Raw genomic sequence first — 18,635 nt, 5'->3', positions numbered from 1 at the left:
TCACCACGGCGACACGTTGAGGAAGAAGCGCTGCAGGAAGCCCATGTTCTCAGCTTCGTCGACATAACCCTTCGCGGAGTATTCGATCTTCGCGTCGGCCACTTGCGTGGAATACACCGCGTTCAGGTTCGAAATCGTGTTCGGATTCACGACGCCCGAGAAGCGCACGAATTCATTGCCCTGGTTGATCAGCATCTGCTTTTCGCCGCTGACCATCAGGTTGCCGTTCGGCAGCACGCCGGTCACGGTCACGGTGATCGTGCCGTTGAACGTGTTCGATGCGTTCGCGCCGCCCGTCGCCGAAAACTTGTTGGCGCCGTTCGCACTCAGGTTTGCCTTGCCGAACAGGCCGCCGAGGAACCCGGCGGTCGGCACGTCGAAGCTCGTCGTGCCGTTGCGATTCACGCCCGCACCCGAGGACTTCGTCGCGTTGACGTTTTCCTGGATCACGATGGTCAGGATGTCGCCGACATTGCGCGGCCGCTGGTCTTCGAACAACGGCCGCCCCGCGTAACCCGGGTTGTAGATCGAGCCGGGCGCCTGCGCTTGCGGCGGCATCGGCGGCATTGCCGTCATCGGCTGCTGCGTGATGGGCTGCTTCGGCACGAGGCCGCAACCGCCGAGCGCGCCGAGCAGCGTGAGCTGCGCGAGCGCGACGGCAGTACGCGAATGAACCGGATTACGAGTGAAGTACGACATCTTGATTACCGCCTGATTTACAGCCTGTTAATTCCCAGTGACTTCAGCGTCAAATCTGCATCTGGCTGAGCGTCTGCAACATCTGGTCGGACGTCGTCACGGCCTTGCTGTTGATTTCGTAAGCGCGCTGCGTCTGGATCATGTTCACCAGTTCTTGCACCACGTTCACGTTCGATGCTTCCACGTAGCCTTGATTCAGCGTACCGGCGCCGTTCAGGCCAGGCTGCGCGACATTCGGCGCACCCGACGACGCCGTTTCCGCGAACAGGTTCTCGCCCTTCGCATCGAGACCGGCCGGGTTGATGAAGGTGGCGATCTGCATCGAGCCGAGTTGCTGGCTGTTGGTCGAGCCGGCAACGGTGATCGACACCACGCCGTCGCTGCCGATGGTGAGCGAGGTCGCGTTGTTCGGGATCGTGATAGCGGGAATCACCTGATAGCCGCTCGACGTAACGAGCTGGCCCTGCGCGTTCGTCTGGAACGAGCCGTCGCGCGTGTAGGCGGTCGTGCCGTCGGGCATCTGCACCTGGAAAAAGCCCTGGCCGTTGATGGCGACGTCTTTCGAGTTACCGGTCTGCTGCAGGTTGCCCTGCGTGTACAGACGCTCGGTGGCGACCTGCTGGACACCCGTGCCGAGCTGGATGCCGGACGGCAATTCGGTGTTCTGCGTCGAGTTCGCGCCGGGCTGGCGGACGGTCTGATACAGCAGATCCTCGAACACCGCGCGCGAGCCCTTGAAGCCGTTGGTGCTGACGTTTGCGAGGTTATTCGAGATCACGTCCATCTGCGCCTGCTGCGCATTCATGCCGGTAGCGGCGATGTAGAGTGAGCGATTCATGTTTCTTCTCCAGGGCGGGGCGGCCCGTTAACTAAAGCTGAGCAACTGGTTAGCCGACTGATCGTTCTTGTCGGCGCTTTCCAGCAGCTTGGTCTGCATCTGGAACTGGCGCGCGTTGGTGATCATCGAGACCATCGCGCTGACCGGGTTCACGTTGCTCCCTTCGAGCGATGCAGGCGCCACCGTCACGGCCGGATCGGCGTCGGCGGGATTGCCGTCGGCGGTGCGAAAGAGGCCGTCGTCGCCGCGCGTCATGGTTTGCGGATCGGGGTTGACCAGCTTCAGCTGATCGACCGTCACCACGGCGGTCGGCGGATCGCCCGGCGTGAGCGCCGACACGGTGCCGTCTTTGCCGATCGTGATCTCCGCGCCCGGCGGCACCGAAACAGGCCCGCCGTTGCCGAGCACCACCTGATTGGTGGCGTTCACCAACTGCCCGTTCTGGTCGATGTGCAGATTGCCGGCGCGCGTATAAGCTTCGCCGCCGTCTGCCGTTTGCACGGAAAGCCAACCGGGCCCTTCGATGGCGACGTCGAGAGGATTGCCCGTCTGCTGGATCGGGCCGGGCGTGTAGTCCGCACCCGGCGTCGACGACAGCACGAAGGTGCGCGTGGTGCTGTCGTTGATCGAACTGCCGTCGCCGAACGACATCGGCACGGCGCGGAAAGTCGCCAACTGCGCACGAAAACCGGTGGTCGATGCGTTCGCCAGATTGTTCGCAACGATAGCCTGCTGTTCGAGCGCTTGCGTGCTGCCCGACATCGCGGTGTAGATCAGCCGATCCATGATGGGTCCGTCCTGCTCGCTTACAGGTTGATGAGCGTCTGATCGACGGTCTGCTGCGTCTTGATCGTCTGCGCGTTCGCCTGATAGTTGCGTTGCGCGGTGATCAGATCCACCAGCTGGCTCGTCAGATCGACGTTCGAGTTTTCCACCGCGCCGCCTTGTAGCACGCCGTGGTTCGTCGAGCCCGGCGCCGAAATCTGCGCGACGCCCGAGGCGGAGGTCTGCTGGAATTCGTTGTTGCCGAGATTGACGAGGCCGTTCTGGTTCGAGAAGTTCGCGAGCACGATCTGGCCGAGCGCTGCGGTCTGCTGGTTCGAGTAGTTGCCGGTCAGCGTGCCGTCGGCGCCGATCGTGAAGCTCGTCAGCGTGCCGGCCGCATAGCCGTCGGGCTGTAGCGAATTCACGCCGTTCTTGCCGCCGTACTGCGTGGTGCCGCCGATGTTCATCGTGAGGTTCTGCGGTGTCGCGGAACCGTCGGTGGTCGGCACCGAGAAATTGAACACGTAAGGCGTGGTAGTGGCGGTGCCCGAGGCGTCGGTTGTGCCTAGCAGCGTGCCCGACGAATTGAAGTTCGCGTGACCGATCAGCGACGCGGCGCCCGTCGATACGCCGGCGTAGACGTTCCACGTACCGGCCGAGGTCTTCGCGAAATACATGTTGACCGTCTGCGAGCCGCCGAGCGAGTCGTAGACAGTGGTGCTGGTCGAATAGTTGTACGTCGACGAGCTGTTCTGATCGAAGGCCACGGCGGTGGGCGCAACCGCGACGACGTCGCCGCTCGCCGGCACACCGTTAAACGTGATCGTCTGGCCGTTGCCGAGCGAGATCGGCGAGCCGGCCGTGTAGGTGCCGCCCGTCGTAGTGCCGAGCGTGGTATCGGTCACCGTGTAAGCAGTCGGGCTCGTGAACGTGACGGTATAGCTGTCGTTGTTCGTGCCCGAAGCGGTGTTGGTAATGGTCGCGCCGGGCGTCGTCAGCGTGCTGCCCGCGGCGAGCGTCGGCGTGACGGTCGGCGTGCCGAGCATCAGCGGGTCCTGTGCGTTCAGGTTCAGGCCCGCGGCGATGTTGGTGGTCGCCTTCGGTGCGATATTCGCGGTCGGCACGGTGAGCGGCACCGTCTGCGCCGTGTTGATGACGCCGTTGCTGTTCGCAGCATAGCCCATCAGTTGCAGGCCTTGCGCGTTCGTGATGTAGCCGTTCTTGTCGAGCTGGAACACGCCGTTGCGCGAGTACACGAGCGAGCCGTTGTTCGACAGCTGGAAGAAGCCGTTGCCGTTGATCGCGACGTCGAGTGCCTGGTTCGTGCTAGTGATCGTGCCTTGCGAGAACTGCTGCTGGACCTGCGCGAGCTTCGTGCCGATACCGATCTGGTTACCCACGGCCGTCGCCACCGAATTCGCGTACATGTCGGCGAATTGCGCCGCGCCGCTCTTGAAGCCAACCGTATTCGCGTTGGCAATGTTGTTGCCGATCACGTCGAGATCGCTCGACGATGCGGACAAACCACTCAAACCTTGTTGGTAACCCATGACGGTCTCCGTGTCTGGAAAGTCGTAACTGACTGAATCTGAATTAGAGGATCGCGGCCACGCTGGTCAGCCCGACAGTCGAGCCGTTCGACAGCACGAGGCCCGGCGTACCGTTGTTCTGCATGACGACGCTTTGCACCGTGGCGCCCGCGAGCGTGGTGGCCGTGGCCTGCTGGCCGTTGATCGTACCGACCGCGCTGATTGTGTAGGTGCCGTCGGGCAGCGCGTTGCCGGCCGAATCGGTCGGCGTCCAGCCCACCGGAATCGTGCCCGCCGACTGCTTGCCGAGGTCGATCGTGTTGACGATCTGGCCCGCCGAGTTCTTCACGACGACTTGCAGGTCGTTCACCGAGTTCGCGAGTTGCACGCCGAACGCGCCGGCCTTGCCGCTTGCGACCGACACCGAGCTGCCCGGCGCGAGCACGGTCGAGCCGATCAGCAGCGCCGCTTGCGACTGCTGGCCCGCCGACATCTGCGTCGCAAGCGAGCTCAGCGTCGTGTTCAACTGGCTGATGCCCGACACGGTGTTGATCTGCGCGAGCTGCGAGGTCATCTGCGAGCTGTCCATCGGATTGGTCGGATCCTGGTTCTTCAGCTGCGCCACGAGCAGGCTCAGGAAGGTGTTTTGCAGATCGGTCGCCGAGGTGCCGGAAGTGCCGCTCGTCGAGCTCGCCGAACTCGATGTGCTGTTCGTGCCGTTCATCGTATCGAGCAGCGTCTGTGACACGGTCGTGCCGTTGCCGCCGATGGTGGTGCTAGTGGTCAAGGGGCTCTCCTCAGGTTCCGATCGTGAGCGTTTTCAGCATCAGGGTCTTGGCGGTGTTCAGGGTCTCGACGTTGGCCTGGTACGAGCGCGACGCCGAAATCATGTTCACCATTTCCTGCACCGGGTCGACGTTGGGCAGCGTGACGTAGCCGTCGGCGTTGGCCGCCGGATTGCCGGGGTCGTAGGCGGTCTTCATCGGCGTCGGGTCGTCGACCACGCCGGTGACCTGCACGCCGCCGACCTGCTGGCCCGAGCCCGTGCGCGCGCCGCCGATCGGCGCGACCGCGAACACGACCTGCTTGGCCTTGTACGGCTGGCCGTCCGGGCCGGTTGTGCTGTCCGCGTTGGCGAGGTTCGACGCCGTCACGTTGAGCCGTTGCGACTGCGCGGACATCGCGGAGCCTGCAACACCAAAAATGTTCATTAAGGAAGGCATGTTTTCCTGACCTCTGTTGTCGATCGGAGTTAGCGCTTGAGCGGTTACTCCGGTCCCATGCAACCAGTTGCCGCCGGTCGAAGCCGGCTTCGAGCTGGTTCCCGTAGCGATTGTTCTTGCGTACTGCGTGTCTCTTGCGTGCTGAGCGTAGCCCGCACCGTTGCCCGATTACGAGCCCGACTGGATCGCCGACAACATCGTCTTGATCTGGCTCGACAGCACCGTCATGCCCGATTCGAAGTGCAACGTGTTGTCTGCGAACTGGACGCGCTCGGTATCGATGTCCACCGTGTTGCCGTCGAGCGCGGGCTGCGTCGGAACGCGGTATTGCAGGTTGCCGTAGTCGTCAGGCGTGCCGCCCGCCGGGCTCAACGTCGACTTGCCGGACATATGGCCGGGCGCCGTCGACGCCATCGACATCCCGCTCGTCACGCCAGCCGGCTGGGCCATCGCGAGCGTTGCGGTATTCGACGCGGCGTGGCCCGTCGCGCCAGTCTTTTTCAGCGCGCCCGCGAGCGACGAAGCGAAGTCGACGTCGCGCGCCTTGTAGCCGGGCGTGTCGGCATTGGCGATATTCGACGACAGGAGCTCCTGACGGTAAGCGCGCACATCGAGCGCTTCACGTCCAAAGGCGAATTCGGCATCGAGTTTGTCCAGCATAAGAATCTCCGGAGAACGGTCCCGAGGCTTCCCGTGCGCCTCGCGTGAGGACTGCATCAGCCGGGAAGACCTTTTTGCATGAGGTGCATCTTATGGGCGCAACGCAAGCAGCAATCGGACGAATAACCGGGAAAGGGGGCTTCTATTCAACGTTTGCGCGAAGGGGGCTCTCAATAGAATGCAAGGCGTACCGAATGCATTCGATGGAGAACCGCGATGGACCAGCCCACTTCCGATCCGACGCACCGCGCCAAACGCGCGGCGGCGCATCGCCTGTGTGCGGTCGCGCTGCGTGTCGCCGCACGGCTCGTGCTGGGTTCGTCGCTGGGCGTGGCTGCGGTTGGCGGCGCCGCGCTATGCGCGCCGGCCGCCGCGATGCTGTTCGCGAATGCCGCGCACGCCGGCGAGGCCGACGGGCCCATCGTGATTGCCGGTCCGAACGAGCAGAATCCGGCGGCGCTCGCTGAGCTTGCCGAGCATATGCAGGCAGCGCCCGTGAAACGCGCGGGCTCGGCTGCAACACTTGCCGCCGCCACCGCTCAATCGCTGACGCGCGGTTCGGCCACGCGCGACGCCGATCCTTTCACGCGCGCCGCCAATGCAAGCGGCTCGATCGTCATTACGGGCTCGGGCGATGCGCCTTCCGCGCCGCAAATGATCCGCACCAGTTTCAAGCCGGACGCGAACGGTGTTGTCACGATTCCTGCGCCCGACCGTGCGGGGTCCGTCGCCGCAACCCACTCCCCGAACCTGAACGCCGCAAATGGCGCCAGCCCGGCCGACGGCCTGACACGCGTCAATGCGATGCCGGTTTCGCGCCAGGTCGTGCCGGTTGTCGTGACACCGGCCCCGCAAGCGAACGGTACACGCCAGCCCACTCGTGTTCAGCCGGTCGCGGCCAACGCGCCTGCGGGCGTCGCTATCCGCGCAGCGTCGGGAGCGTTGGCATCTTCGGTAACGGACGGCTTCGATACTCTCGCGTCGCGCGGCGAGCCGCCGCAGTTCGGCCCGGACGGCAAGCCCGTCGCGGCGCGTTCGAGCACGCGGGCAAATTCCACGAGCAGCGCTGCGGCGGCGCCGACTGCCCGCATGCCCGCGACGCGGCCCATCGCGCCGGCGGCGGTCGCGCAGCAGAACCTGCGCGCAGCGGCGCCAGTCCAGCCCGCGCCGCCGCCAGGCCAGCAAGACCCTGAAGCGATCCGGGCCGCTGCGCTCGCGTTCCTGCAACAGCAATCCGCGGGATTGCCAGGCAAAGTCGATATCACCGTCGCGCCCGCGTTTCCGCGCGGTCTCGCCGCCTGCATGATGCTCGAGCCGTTCATGCCGAGCGGCGCGCGGCTGTGGGGGCGCGTAACCGTCGGCGTGCGCTGCGCGGGCCAGCGTCCTTGGACCATCTATCTGCAGGCGCGCATCTCGCTGCATGCCACCTACTACCTGGCCGGCCGCGCGATGTCGCCGGGCGAGGTGCTCACGGCCGCCGACCTCGTCGCGCGCGAGGGCGATCTGACCGGCTTGCCGCAGGCTGTCGTCACGGACCCGTCGCAGGCCGTCGGCTCGGTCACGTTGACGCGCGTTGCCGCCGGCATGCCGCTGCGCCGCGACATGTTGAAAAGCGCGTCTGCGGTGTCGATCGGACAGACGGTGCGCGTGATCGCGGCCGGTGAAGGTTTTGCGATTTCGTCGGAAGGCAGCGCGATGAACAATGCGTCGCCGGGCCAGCAGGTCCGCGTGAGGACCGCCAATGGCCAGATCGTGTCGGGCGTCGTCAAAGACGGCTCGACGGTGGAGATTCAACTGTGAGCCGGGCTGGTTCACGCGCCGCGGGCGATTCACACGAGTCGCCCGCTTCAGGGTCGGATCGTCTTGATAGACAAGGAAAAAGCAGCAGCGATTGCGCTAAAGTTTTGATCGACGCTTGCCGTTATCAGAATCAAATCGTTCAGGAAGCCAATCGTGAAAGTCGATTCCCAAACCAAGTCCAGTCTGCCGACGTTGAAAGACGCCCTGTCCCGCTCGCAACAAAGCGACGCGGCGACCGCGAACACCGGCGCGCAGACCGCGAGCACTGCCTCGCAAGCCGCCCCCAGCAGTTCGGGCGACGCCAGCGTCAGCTTGTCGGGTCTGTCGCAGCATCTGCGCAGCCTCGCGGCGTCTGGCTCGGCCGACATCGACACGGCGCATGTCGAGTCGATCAAGCAGGCCATCAAGGATGGCTCGCTGAAGATCGACGCCGGCAAGATCGCCGACGGCGTGCTGAGCACCGCACGCGAACTGTTGCAAAGCAAAACCTCGTCGACCGGCAACTAATCGACGCATCGAAGTACGGTGAATGGCCGGGCGGCGTTCGACAAACCCGGCTCGCGGATCAAGCGCGAGCCGCCGTTTTCAGCGAGTTGTTGAGATGAAAGACGCCCTGCTTGCCACCCTTACCGAAGAATATTCCGCCGTGGAGGCGTTCGCCTCCGTTCTGACGCTGGAGACGAAGGCATTGACCGCCTTGTCGCCGGTCGAACTGCTGCCGCCGGTCATCGACAGGAAAACAGCGCTGATCGGCGAGCTCGCACAGCTCGAAACCCGTCGCGACGAACTGCTCGCCGGCATGGGCTTTCCAGGCGGCTGGGCCGGCATGGAACTCGCGGCCAGCACCGACGAACGGCTCGCCGCGCAATGGTCGCTGCTGCAAAAAGCGGCCGAGCGCGCGCGCCGCTTGAACACGAGCAACGGCGAACTGATTCGCGTGCGCATGGACTATAACCAGCGAGCGCTCACGGCGTTGCAGGTGGCGATGCCGCAAAAGGCCGGCTTTTATGGCCCGGACGGGCGCATTCCGGTACGCGCGGCGGTGTAACACCAGGCGGTGCTCTGCGGGTTCCCCGGTGGCATACGAAAGATGATCGATGTGGCGTATCCCCACGCCGGCCTCACGCACTTTAGCGCCGCGCACAAAGACGCCCGGCTCGCGCGCAACTGCACGAGACGCGGTTGAATCGCAAAAGCGTAAGTCAAACAGCAAAAGCACTCAGCCATTGACCGCAAGGGTTCGTCGTCCCGACGAGCCCTTTTTGTTTTCTACTCCCCTTGCGCATTCCTGCCCCGCCTTGGCCGTCTGCGTTGGCCATCCGGCCAGGCGGCGCGAATCCGTCGCTCACGGGCAAATCTCGTTCTTTTTCAATGAAGTTTTTGGCTACTCGCGGCTGCCTTTGAACGCGTCGCGATGTAGCAGTGAAACTTATCTCGTGATGTTTGTGTAATCGTGTGTATGATGCGAGGAGTAGAGTATGAACAGTGCCGATGTCGTCAAACTGATTCACGCGGATGGGTGGCGGCTCATCCGCATATCGGGCAGTCATCATCATTTCCGGCATGCATTCAAAGCCGGGCTCGTGACCATCCTCATCCGAAAAGGGATCTGCCACCCGGCACGCTGAACAGCATCTTGAAACAGGCAGGGCTGAAATGAAAAACTTGATCTTTCCGATCGCCATCGAGCCAGGCGACGCGCAGCATGCGTTCGGCGTGATCGTGCCGGATATTCCGGATTGTCATTCGGCGGGAGATACGCTGGAAGAGGCTTACGCGAACGCGAAAGAAGCGATCGAGGCGCATCTGGATACGCTGCTCGACGAAGGCTTGCCGATTCCCGCAAGGCTGACGCTAGACGAGCATCGGCGTAATCCTGACTACGCGGGTTTCACATGGGGGTTCGTGACTACCCGGAATATTCCCGCGCTGAAGAAGGCGGTACGCATCAACATCTCGTTGCCTGAGGCGCTGGTGCATGACATCGACGAATACGCGCAGGCGCGGGGCATGTCGCGTTCCGCTTTTCTCGCGCTCGCGGCCGAGCATGAAATGGCGGACGCATGACAGAAAGCGCATGTAACGCCTTCGCTTCACAACTCAATCGCCTCGCGGGGCGCTAGCGCGCGACGCAAGCCGCTCAGGTCACTCACGTCACTTAAGTCGCCGGTTGCCTCAAGTCGCCTCAACGTTAGCCCAAGCCATCTCGCGCAAGCGCGTGCGCAAACGCGCCACCGCCTGGCTGTGCAACTGACACACGCGCGATTCGCTCACTTCCATCACCGCGCCGATCTCGCGCAGGTTCATGCCGCGCTCGTAGTAGAGCGACATCAGCAGCTTTTCGCGTTCCGGCAAGCGGTCGATCGCTTCGACGAGCGCAGAGCGCAGGCTATCGTCGAGCAAGGCCGACAGCGGATCGGAGTGATCGACGCAATAGCGGTCGAGAAACGGCTCGTCGTCCGCGGAACGGTCGAAGTCTTCGTAGTAGATCAACTGACTGCCATGCAAGTCCTGCAGCATCGACTGATACTCGTCGAGCGGCATTTGCAGATGTTCGGCAATCTCAGTTTCGCTTGCCGAGCGCCCCAGGTTCTGCTCCACCTTGTGCACTGCCGTTTCCACTTCTCGCGACGTGCGCCGCAAGCTGCGCGGCAACCAGTCGTTGCTGCGCAATTCGTCGAGCATCGCGCCGCGAATCCGCTGGCTCGCGTAGGTCTCGAACTGCGCGCCCTGATCTTCCTTGTAGCGGCTCGCGGCATCCAGCAGGCCAATCATGCCGGCCTGGATCAGATCGTCGAGATCGACGCTGGCCGGCATTTTAGCCACGAGCTGCAAGCCGAGGCGACGCACTAACGGTGCGTACTTCGTCAAAACATCGGCTTGGGAAATCTTTCCCTGAGCGTTATACATCGTGCTCCCCTTGTCCTTGTGCCGCCTCTCAGGCGTGCTGCGCAGACGGTTGGTCGGCGTGTTGCGCCGCTGTAACTGTCGCAGGCGCCATCCACGGCGTTTGCGACGACATCGCTGGCCGCATCGGCCAGTACTGCAGTTCGGCTGCGAGGTGCCGGAAGTCGCGCGCAGCCGGTGTCGACGGAAATGCGTCGACGACACAACGCGACAACTCCTCGGCTCGCGCCATCCGCGCATCCGCGGCAATGCAACCGGCGTCTTCCAGCGCAACCGCGAGGTAGCGCCCGGCCACGCCGGCCAGGTTCGCAAAAGCGGTGCGAGCGTCTTCCACGCTCTGCACGTAATTCACCAGCACGCGAAACTGCGCGATGGCGTGCGTGTAGTGCAGGCGCTTCATGCATGCATACGCGTCGGTGATCGCCTGCGCGGCCATGCGCGTGACGATCATCACGTCGTGCGCCTGCATGGCGAGCGCCGACAGGTGGCCTTGCTGATCCAGTTGCGCGTCGATCAGCACGATGTCGGCCGAGCCGTGCAGCAGCACGCCGAGTTGCGCCGAGCTATAGCCTTCGCGATGCGCACGCGAGGCGGCCAGCACCGAGAAGCCGAGCGCGTGGCGCAAAGCCGCGTCGTCGAGCGTCATCTCGCCGCGCATCACGGCGGCAAAGTTGCCCGCGCCGCGGACGTTGCCGAGCATCGCGCTCACCGACTTGTCGCCCAGGCACTCGTCGATTACGAGCACGTCTTTGCCCTGCTGCGCGAGCGCGGCGGCGAGATTCATCACCGTCGCCGTACAGCCGGCGCCCAGCGATCCGCCCGTCACCGCAATCGCGCGCGAGCCGCTGCGCGCGAGAAGGCGCCGCAGTCCTTCTGCCTGATCGGAGACGAGCTTATCCAAAGCGGACCTCGTGCAATTCAGCGGTGGAACGCGCGGACAACGCGGAGAGCAAGGCCGGAACATCTTCGTCATGCGGGACGAACGGCGAGTGATCGCGCGGAATGCAGAACGCGCTCTTGATCAGAAAACGTTTGGTGGCGACGTACAGGTTTTCCGGCACCTTCTGACCGGTCGACACGTAATGCACCGGAAGCTTGTAGCGGATCACCGTATCGAGCACGCCGCCCAGGTTGGTCGCTTCGTCGAGCTTGGTCAGAATGCAGCCGGCGAGCGGCTGTTGATCAGGCGCGCGTTGATAGGCCTGCACGACCTCGTTGAGCGTGTCGCCGTGGCTCGTTGCATTGAGCAGCAACAGGCGCTGCACCGGTTGACCCGCGCGGCTCAGCATCGCAATCTGCTCGGACACGAGGCGATCGCGCTGGCTCATGCCGATGGTGTCGATCAGCACGATGTGCTTGTTGCGCAATTCGGAGAGTGCGAGTTGCAAGTCGGCGCTGTCTTTCACCGCGTGAACCGACACGCCCAGAATCTTGCCGAAGATGCGCAGTTGTTCGTGGCCGCCGATCCGGTAGCTGTCGGTGGTGAGCAACGCGACCTTGCTGGCGCCGAAACGCATCACGCAGCGTGCGGCGAGTTTCGCCGTGGTGGTTGTCTTGCCGACACCCGTCGGGCCCATTAGCGCGAAGACGCCGCCGCGTTCCATCAACGTGTCTTCGTCTTCCATGACGGGCAGATTCGACGCGAGCACCGAGCGCACCCAGTCCATGCCGTCGTCCATGTTGTCGACTTCTTCCGGCAGATTGGCGACCATCATCTGCACGAGCTGCGCGGAAAAACCGGCGGCGAACAGATGCTTGGTGAGCGATCCATGCGCCGGGTTGCGGCGCTGGCGGTCGCCCCACATGAGGCCCGCGAACTGCTCTTCCATCATGCCGCGCAGCGACGAAAGCTCGCTCATCACGGTTTCATTGACCACCTGCTCCATGCGCGCCTTGATCGCTTCGGCGACAGCGGCAGGCGTGCGGGCGTCATCGGCGGTGGGCGGCATGGGTGCGATCTTCTGCGCGGCGCGCCGCGCCGCGACTTGCGCGGCTTCGCGAGCCCAATCCGGCGTGTTATCCGCTTGCGGCGCGGCAGCCTTGCCCACTTCGACGGCGGCGCCGAGGCCCTTGGCCATCGCGGCGGCCGGCGTCATCGCGCCGGGACGTGCGCTGTATACGCTTTGCGGCTCGTGGTCGGCGGCGATGCGTCGCGCGTGATCGATCAGCCAGGGATTCGATTCGGCCATCGTGCGCGGTGCGTGGATGTCCGAGGCCGGTGCGGCAGAGCCGGACGCCACGCCTGCGGCCTTCAGCAAATCGGCGCGGATGTCTTCGTTCAAACGCGCGGCGGCGGCGCGCGCGCTCGGCTGGCCGACGTGGATCTGTTGCGATTGCGGCGCCGACGCCTGCTTTGCGGCAGCAGTGGCCGTGGCCGACGCGCCCGGCAATGCGCTCTTGCGTGTATCGGCCTGCGCGGAGGAGCCCTTGGTCGAGCTCATCGCCGGATTCATGGCCGCGCTTGGCACCACTCGGGCAGCGGGCTGTGCATCGTGACTGGCGGCTAGCGCTGAATCGGCGAAGCTGCCCGCCGTCTCGGTCCCGGCTTCCGGGCTCGCGCCGAACACCGACGAGAACACGTCCGGCATGCCGCTCGCGTACGGATTGGCCTGCATCGGCTGAGCGGCGGACATCGCGCGCGGTGCACTCAGCGCGGGTTGCGCGGCCGCCGTATTCGTCGATGCGAATTGCGCCGCGCTCGCATCGGCGCGCGGAGCCTTCGGCGTAATCGCCGCGAGGTCGCTGTCAGCCAGGGCGACGATCTCCACACTGCCGTCGTCCATCGTCCGATTGGAGAGCACGACCGCGTCGGCACCTAGCGCTTCGCGCACGAGACGCAGCGCATCGCGGCTGGTGGCACCGATAAATTTACGAATGTTCAAGCTGGACCCCCGATGAGGTAAACGGACTGACGGACCGGCAACACACCGCTTCCCATTGAGATCATTATTGCGAAACCCGTCGACCGACGATCGGTGGATAAAGGCCGTTAAACGTGGGTAATTCGAACGATGGACGTATGCCGCGATTCGCGTCCACTGCGCTTATCGAATAGCGCTGCGCCGCGCGACGGCTCACGACTCCCGCGAGCGGAGCATGGACGCTCCGGTACGTTCGCGGTATGAAAAGGCAGGCGCGGAAATGAAAACCGGCGCGTTGGGGGCGCCGGTCAATGTTTTCGAGCGTGAAGCAGGATGAGAAGCAGGATGAGAAGCGGGCCGAGAAGCAGGCGGTAGATCGAGCCGCGAAGCAGACGCGACGCAGCCGCGAACCCAGCGTCGAACCAGACCTGAAGCAATCGCAACTCACCCGATTGCAGTCGCCACGCTCGCCCCAACGCCTTACCCGTGCGCGCCAATAAGATTTACGACCTTGATGTTGCGCGTATCGGGCACTTCGGCATACGAGAGCACCTTCAGCTGCGGCAGGCTGCGGCGCAGGAAGCGCGCGAGCATCGGCCGCAATGCGTGCTGCACGAGCAGCACCGGCGCGAGCCCGAGGTTCTGCTGCCGGTTCATCGCCTTCTGCGTCTCGGTCATCAGCGTATGCGCAAGGCCAGGCTCAAGGCCCGGATTGGAACCCGTCGAGAGCGCCTGCGAGAGCACGCGCTCAAGATTCGAGTCGAGGCCCATCACCTGCATGTCGCCAGTGCCGGGGAACCACTGCTGCGTGATCGCGCGGCCGAGCGCGAGACGCACGGCGGCGGTGAGATCGTGCGCGTCGGTGACCTTCGGCGTGTGCTCGGACAGCGCTTCCAGAATCGTGCGCAGGTCGCGGATCGGCACGCCTTCTTCCAGCAGGTTTTGCAGCACCTTTTGCAGCGTGGTGAGCGGCAGCGTCTTCGGCACCAGATCGTCGACGAGCGACGGCGTATCTTTCTGCATCCGCTCGAGCAGCGCCTGCACTTCGCGGCGGCCGAGCAGTTCGGATGCGTGCGTCACCACCAGGTGATTCAGGTGCGTCGCGACCACGGTGCTCGAATCGACCACCGTGTAGCCATACACCTGCGCCTGTTCGCGCAGATTCGTGTCGATCCAGATGGCCGGCAGGCCGAACGCCGGGTCCTGCGTCGGCGTGCCCGGCAGCGCGGCGGAAACCTGGCCAGGATTGATCGCGAGCCACTGACCCGGATATGCTTCACCGACGCCCACTTCCACGCCCTTAAGCGCTATCCGATAACCGTTCGGCCGCAATTCGAGGTTGTCGCGAATGTGAATGACGGGCGGCAAAAAGCCGATTTCCTGCGCAAACTTCTTGCGGATGCTCTTGATCCGCTTGAGCAGTTCGCCGTCCGAATTCTTGTCGACGAGCGGAATCAGCCGATAGCCCACTTCGAGACCGAGCGTGTCGATCATCGTTACATCGTCCCAGCTTGCTTCGGCGTTTTCGACGGGCGCGATCGCGGCCGGCGCGACATCGACGAGCGCCGTCGTGTTCTTGCGTTCCTCGGCGCGCTTTTTCATCGTGCGACCGAGCTGGATCAGACCGCCACCGAGAATCAGAAACGCGAAGTGCGGCATGCCGGGGATCAAACCCATCAGCACGAGAATGCAGCCGGTGATCGCCAGCACGCGCGGGTTCGTGAACAACTGCCCCGTAAGCTGCGTGCCGATGTCTTCGTTTGTCGCGACGCGCGACACGATCACGCCGGCAGCGGTCGAAATCACGAGCGACGGAATCTGCGCGACGAGGCCGTCGCCGATGGTCAGCAACGTGTAGTTCTTGCCCGCCGCGGCGAAGTCCATGCCGTGCTGGACCATCCCGACAATCAGCCCGCCGAAGATGTTGATCACCATGATCAGCAAGCCGGCGATCGCATCGCCGCGCACGAACTTGCTCGCGCCGTCCATCGAGCCGTAGAACTCGGCTTCCTGCGAGACTTCCGCGCGACGCTTGCGCGCCTGTTCTTCGTTGATGAGACCGGCGTTCAGGTCGGCGTCGATTGCCATCTGCTTGCCGGGCATCGCATCGAGCGTGAAGCGCGCGGACACTTCCGCAATCCGCCCGGCGCCCTTGGTGATCACCATGAAGTTGATGACCATCAGAATGATAAAGACGACGATACCGACCGCGAAGTTACCGCCCACGAGGAAGTGGCCGAACGACTCGATCACCTGGCCGGCCGCGTCAGGGCCGGTGTGGCCTTCGAGCAGCACGACCCGCGTCGACGCAACGTTCAGCGAGAGCCGCAGCAAGGTCGAGAACAGCAGCACGCTCGGGAATGCAGCGAAGTCGAGCGGCTTCATCGTGTACATGCTGACGAGCAGCACCATCACGGAAAGCGCGATATTGAAGGTGAACAGCAGATCCAGCAGGAACGGCGGCAACGGCAAAATCATCATGCCGAGGATCATGCAGATCAGCACCGGGCCGGCCAGGGCGCGCAAATTGGTGCCGCTCAAGGCATCGGGCCGTCGAGCGAGGAAACCGGCGCGAGCGTTCATGCGGAGGCTCCGTCATCGTTAGCGGGGTTAAGCGTGTCGGCGGCTTCCTGATCGGCGTCTTCATCCGATACACCGCCCTTGTCGAGTTCCGCGGGCACATCGAGTTCGGTCGGTGCGACCGGCACGTCGCCGCCATCGGTTTTGAAGCGCCGCAGCTGGTACACCCACGCGAGCACTTCGGCGACCGCGCCATACAGCTGGCCGGGAATCTCGCGGTTCAGTTCGACGTTGTGATAGAGCGCACGCGCAAGCGGAGGCGCTTCCAGTAACGGCACGTTATTTTCGGCGGCAAGTTCGCGAATCCGCGCGGCCACCAGGTTCACGCCCTTGGCAACCACCTTCGGCGCGCGCATCTCGCCGTCCGTGTATTGCAGCGCGACCGCGAAGTGCGTCGGGTTCGTGACCACCACGTCCGCCTTCGGCACCTGCGTCATCATGCGGCGGCGGGCAATTGCACGCTGCTGCTGGCGAATCCGGCCTTTTACGTGCGGATCGCCTTCGCTTTCGCGGTGCTCGCGCTTCACTTCTTCCTTGCTCATGCGCAGTTTCTTGTGGAACTGCCACAGTTGATACGGCACATCCATCGCGGCCACGACGAACATGCCGGCCACCGTCATCCCGCAGCACACGGCGATCAGATGCACGGTGTTGGCCAGCGCCAGATGCAACGGTTGCGTGGCGAGCGCGAGAATTTCCTCGCGCCGATTCCAGATCGCCGTACCGCCGATGATGCCCACCACCAGCGTCTTCACGAGCGACATGCCGAGCTGGATGGGTCCGTTGATCGAAAAAATCTTGCCGAGGCCGGCGATCGGATTGAGGCGGTCGAACTTGGGCTCGAGCCCTTTCGCCGACAGTTGCCAGCCGCCCAGCGCCATCGGCGCGAGCAGGGCCGCAGCGCCGGTGAACGCGAGAATCGGCAGCAGCGCATACAGCCCTTCGAGGCTCGCCGCGCCCGCGCCGATCATCATGCGATGGGTTTCGAAAGCGCTGGCGTGATCGAATTTGAAGGCCGCACGCAGCATGCCCTGCAAATGCTCGCCGATGCTGCCCGACATGCCCCACACGCCGAAAAAACCGGCCGCGAGCAACGCGAACGTCGAAAGCTCCCGCGAACGCACGATCTGCCCCTCCTCGCGCGCTTTCTGCAAGCGCCGGGGAGTGGCTGATTCGGTTTTTTCGAGGTCGCTTTCCTCTGCCACAAAGCTCTCCGGTTGGCCGAGGCACAACGCCTCTTTCCAGTGAGAGCGATTATTCCCGCTCGGCGCAAGCAGCGATCGGCGGATAAAGACGGGGAAACGGGGGCTTTTCGAGGGATGGGCCGCGCGCCGCGCAGGCCCTCGCGCCGCCGCAAAAAGCGACGCCCGCGCTGCTTCGCGCGGGCGTCGTGGATTGCCGTCAGGCTTTGCGTTGCCGCAGATTAGCTTGCGTAAGCCACAAAAGGCGCCTGGGTGCCGCCGTTCTGCCGCAAGTCGAAGCCGTGATAAACGTGGCGTCCGTAGAAGAACGGCAAACCGAGGTCGAATGCATCGAGCCCGCCGATTTGGCCCGCCAGATCGTTGAACGCATAGTTAGTGCCGTTACCGAACAGCGCCGACGCACTCATGATGCCGATACTGGCCGATGCCTTCGCGCTGTTCAGACCGGCCAGCGTAATGGAGCGGGTCTGCATGGTTGACGGGCAATAGAAACCCGAGAAGTTGCTGCCGCACAGCGCGAGCGAGCTATCGCTGAAGAAATAGCCGTTCGAGCCCGAGTCCAGGAACGCCGTAACCGTGCTGCCGTTGAACACGCTGCTGGTCAGGTCGCCGTAGTTATCGGTCGTAAAGGTTTGTAGGGAGCCGAGCGCATTGTTCGACTGCGTACCTATGCCGAACACCAGCGTGCCGGTGGCCGACGCTGCGCCGCTATTCGATATGGGCGGCATTTGCACGATCACGCCGTTGTTATCGACGGGGAACTTCGCAACCGGATTCGCCACCTGGCTCACAAGCGGAACCGCGGTACGCGTGCAGGACGTCCCGCCCGGGCATGAGAAGTAATTGCTGTAGGTCGCCGCAGTCGACGCATTCGCGCAGGTCGTGCCGCAATCATAGAGCGCGGTTCCGATGCCGATGATGCCGTTCGCGCCCAGATCGCTCGCCGTATTCTCCGCCGAGCCGCTGCCGCAACCGGTTGACGGCGTCGTATTCGCCGCCTTGTCGCCGATGATCTGCAACGGCACAGCCGATGTCGTCGTTTCGCCCCCGATGGTCACGGTTGCAGTGCGCACGGTGCCCCACGTGTAGCCGTCGGCGAAAGTCGCGCATTCGGCGAGCTGGTTGCCACTCGTTGACGTACCGGTCGGCAACCCGGTCTGCATCGTCGAATTGAGCGCCGAACTGGCGATGCGCAGCCCGAACGAGCCGGTGTCCACCTGAACGTTGTCGATCGTCTGGCAGGTCGTCGTGTTGGGCACACAGATCGTCACGCTGATCGTCGGAATGTTGATGACGCCGCTGACGCCGTGGGCGACGGTGATCGGCACCGTGTTCGCGGCCGTCGCCGCAATGGGCTGCTGGGTCGGGTTGGCCGGCAACAAGCCGCTCGAAGAATTGCCGCCCGTGTTGCCTCCGGTGGAGCCGCCTGTCGAGCCGCTGCTGGAGCTGGAACCGCCGCTGTCGCCGCCACCGCCGCATGCGGCGAGCGCCGACACGAGCACGACGGTTGCCGCAACTCGCATCCAGTCCTTGAGTTTCATCGCAATATGCATGGTTCGCATCGTTCGTCC

At 64.0% G+C, this 18,635-nt stretch carries 17 protein-coding genes and 1 pseudogene; 5 read left to right on the top strand and 13 right to left on the bottom strand.

What is annotated here, in order from left to right; translation table 11 throughout:
* From flgH to flgB, 7 genes are all read right to left on the bottom strand, one after another.
* Positions 1-699: a flagellar basal body L-ring protein FlgH gene (gene flgH, locus F759_RS0107390; protein WP_027799287.1), complete on the bottom strand. Its 699-nt coding sequence runs from the start codon at positions 697-699 to the stop codon at positions 1-3.
* Between the two features lie 49 nt (positions 700-748).
* Positions 749-1,537, bottom strand: coding sequence for a flagellar basal-body rod protein FlgG (gene flgG / locus F759_RS0107385; protein ID WP_027799286.1), 789 nt, complete (start codon positions 1,535-1,537; stop codon positions 749-751).
* 27 nt (positions 1,538-1,564) lie between these two features.
* Complete coding sequence (gene flgF, locus F759_RS0107380) at positions 1,565-2,323, bottom strand: flagellar basal-body rod protein FlgF (protein WP_027799285.1); 759 nt, start codon at positions 2,321-2,323, stop codon at positions 1,565-1,567.
* 20 nt (positions 2,324-2,343) lie between these two features.
* Positions 2,344-3,852, bottom strand: a complete 1,509-nt coding sequence (locus tag F759_RS0107375; RefSeq protein ID WP_027799284.1) for a flagellar hook protein FlgE — start codon at positions 3,850-3,852, stop codon at positions 2,344-2,346.
* Positions 3,853-3,895: 43 nt separating this feature from the next.
* A complete protein-coding gene (gene flgD, locus F759_RS0107370; protein WP_027799283.1) occupies positions 3,896-4,618 on the bottom strand; it encodes a flagellar hook assembly protein FlgD in 723 nt (240 codons plus the stop codon).
* 10 nt (positions 4,619-4,628) lie between these two features.
* A complete protein-coding gene (flgC, locus tag F759_RS0107365; protein WP_027799282.1) occupies positions 4,629-5,054 on the bottom strand; it encodes a flagellar basal body rod protein FlgC in 426 nt (141 codons plus the stop codon).
* 168 nt (positions 5,055-5,222) lie between these two features.
* The gene (gene flgB, locus F759_RS0107360; RefSeq protein WP_027799281.1) at positions 5,223-5,714 is read right to left on the bottom strand and encodes a flagellar basal body rod protein FlgB; all 492 of its coding nucleotides are present in this window, start codon (positions 5,712-5,714) and stop codon (positions 5,223-5,225) included.
* Positions 5,715-5,930: 216 nt separating this feature from the next.
* On the opposite strand from flgB, the gene flgA reads away from it, so the two are divergent.
* From flgA to F759_RS0107340, 5 genes and pseudogenes are all read left to right on the top strand, one after another.
* A complete protein-coding gene (gene flgA / locus F759_RS0107355; RefSeq protein ID WP_027799280.1) occupies positions 5,931-7,514 on the top strand; it encodes a flagellar basal body P-ring formation chaperone FlgA in 1,584 nt (527 codons plus the stop codon).
* 153 nt (positions 7,515-7,667) lie between these two features.
* On the top strand, positions 7,668-8,021 hold the full coding sequence (flgM, locus tag F759_RS0107350; RefSeq protein ID WP_027799279.1) for a flagellar biosynthesis anti-sigma factor FlgM: 354 nt from the start codon (positions 7,668-7,670) through the stop codon (positions 8,019-8,021).
* Positions 8,022-8,115: 94 nt separating this feature from the next.
* Positions 8,116-8,562, top strand: coding sequence for a flagella synthesis protein FlgN (locus F759_RS0107345; protein ID WP_027799278.1), 447 nt, complete (start codon positions 8,116-8,118; stop codon positions 8,560-8,562).
* A 430-nt stretch (positions 8,563-8,992) separates the two neighbouring features.
* Positions 8,993-9,174, top strand: a pseudogene (locus F759_RS37375) (type II toxin-antitoxin system HicA family toxin).
* Positions 9,171-9,581 (top strand): type II toxin-antitoxin system HicB family antitoxin, encoded by a 411-nt coding sequence (locus F759_RS0107340; RefSeq protein ID WP_027799277.1) that lies wholly within the window; start codon positions 9,171-9,173, stop codon positions 9,579-9,581. The pseudogene F759_RS37375 and the gene F759_RS0107340 overlap by 4 nt, the downstream one beginning before the upstream one ends.
* A 108-nt stretch (positions 9,582-9,689) precedes the next feature.
* Here F759_RS0107340 and F759_RS0107335 read toward each other — a convergent pair whose 3' ends face one another.
* From F759_RS0107335 to F759_RS0107305, 6 genes are all read right to left on the bottom strand, one after another.
* Positions 9,690-10,424, bottom strand: a complete 735-nt coding sequence (locus tag F759_RS0107335; protein ID WP_027799276.1) for an RNA polymerase sigma factor FliA — start codon at positions 10,422-10,424, stop codon at positions 9,690-9,692.
* Between the two features lie 28 nt (positions 10,425-10,452).
* Positions 10,453-11,322 (bottom strand): MinD/ParA family ATP-binding protein, encoded by an 870-nt coding sequence (locus F759_RS0107330; RefSeq protein WP_027799275.1) that lies wholly within the window; start codon positions 11,320-11,322, stop codon positions 10,453-10,455.
* Positions 11,315-13,303, bottom strand: a complete 1,989-nt coding sequence (gene flhF, locus F759_RS0107325) for a flagellar biosynthesis protein FlhF (RefSeq protein WP_027799274.1) — start codon at positions 13,301-13,303, stop codon at positions 11,315-11,317. Before flhF ends, F759_RS0107330 begins: the two co-directional genes overlap by 8 nt.
* Positions 13,304-13,762: 459 nt before the next feature.
* Positions 13,763-15,865, bottom strand: a complete 2,103-nt coding sequence (gene flhA, locus F759_RS0107315; protein WP_027799273.1) for a flagellar biosynthesis protein FlhA — start codon at positions 15,863-15,865, stop codon at positions 13,763-13,765.
* Entirely contained in the window at positions 15,862-17,067 is a 1,206-nt protein-coding gene (flhB, locus tag F759_RS0107310; protein ID WP_027799272.1) for a flagellar biosynthesis protein FlhB, read from the bottom strand. Before flhB ends, flhA begins: the two co-directional genes overlap by 4 nt.
* A 218-nt stretch (positions 17,068-17,285) precedes the next feature.
* Positions 17,286-18,626, bottom strand: a complete 1,341-nt coding sequence (locus tag F759_RS0107305; RefSeq protein ID WP_027799271.1) for a DUF3443 domain-containing protein — start codon at positions 18,624-18,626, stop codon at positions 17,286-17,288.
* Positions 18,627-18,635: the final 9 nt, after the last annotated feature.

Origin of the sequence: Paraburkholderia dilworthii, from assembly GCF_000472525.1 — a bacterium.
In the GTDB taxonomy this organism is placed as follows: Bacteria; Pseudomonadota; Gammaproteobacteria; order Burkholderiales; family Burkholderiaceae; genus Paraburkholderia; species Paraburkholderia dilworthii.
The sequence above is the reverse complement of the archived record's forward strand: the minus strand, read 5'-3'. Positions and strand labels throughout refer to the sequence as shown.

Coding starts and splice junctions, on each gene's coding strand:
- flgH (WP_027799287.1), bottom strand. CDS start 699: ATGTCGTACTTCACTCGTAATCCGGTTCATTCGCGTACTGCCGTCGCG.
- flgG (WP_027799286.1), bottom strand. CDS start 1,537: ATGAATCGCTCACTCTACATCGCCGCTACCGGCATGAATGCGCAGCAG.
- flgF (WP_027799285.1), bottom strand. CDS start 2,323: ATGGATCGGCTGATCTACACCGCGATGTCGGGCAGCACGCAAGCGCTC.
- F759_RS0107375 (WP_027799284.1), bottom strand. CDS start 3,852: ATGGGTTACCAACAAGGTTTGAGTGGTTTGTCCGCATCGTCGAGCGAT.
- flgC (WP_027799282.1), bottom strand. CDS start 5,054: ATGCCTTCCTTAATGAACATTTTTGGTGTTGCAGGCTCCGCGATGTCC.
- flgB (WP_027799281.1), bottom strand. CDS start 5,714: ATGCTGGACAAACTCGATGCCGAATTCGCCTTTGGACGTGAAGCGCTC.
- flgA (WP_027799280.1), top strand. CDS start 5,931: ATGGACCAGCCCACTTCCGATCCGACGCACCGCGCCAAACGCGCGGCG.
- F759_RS0107345 (WP_027799278.1), top strand. CDS start 8,116: ATGAAAGACGCCCTGCTTGCCACCCTTACCGAAGAATATTCCGCCGTG.
- F759_RS0107340 (WP_027799277.1), top strand. CDS start 9,171: ATGAAAAACTTGATCTTTCCGATCGCCATCGAGCCAGGCGACGCGCAG.
- F759_RS0107335 (WP_027799276.1), bottom strand. CDS start 10,424: ATGTATAACGCTCAGGGAAAGATTTCCCAAGCCGATGTTTTGACGAAG.
- flhA (WP_027799273.1), bottom strand. CDS start 15,865: ATGAACGCTCGCGCCGGTTTCCTCGCTCGACGGCCCGATGCCTTGAGC.
- F759_RS0107305 (WP_027799271.1), bottom strand. CDS start 18,626: ATGCGAACCATGCATATTGCGATGAAACTCAAGGACTGGATGCGAGTT.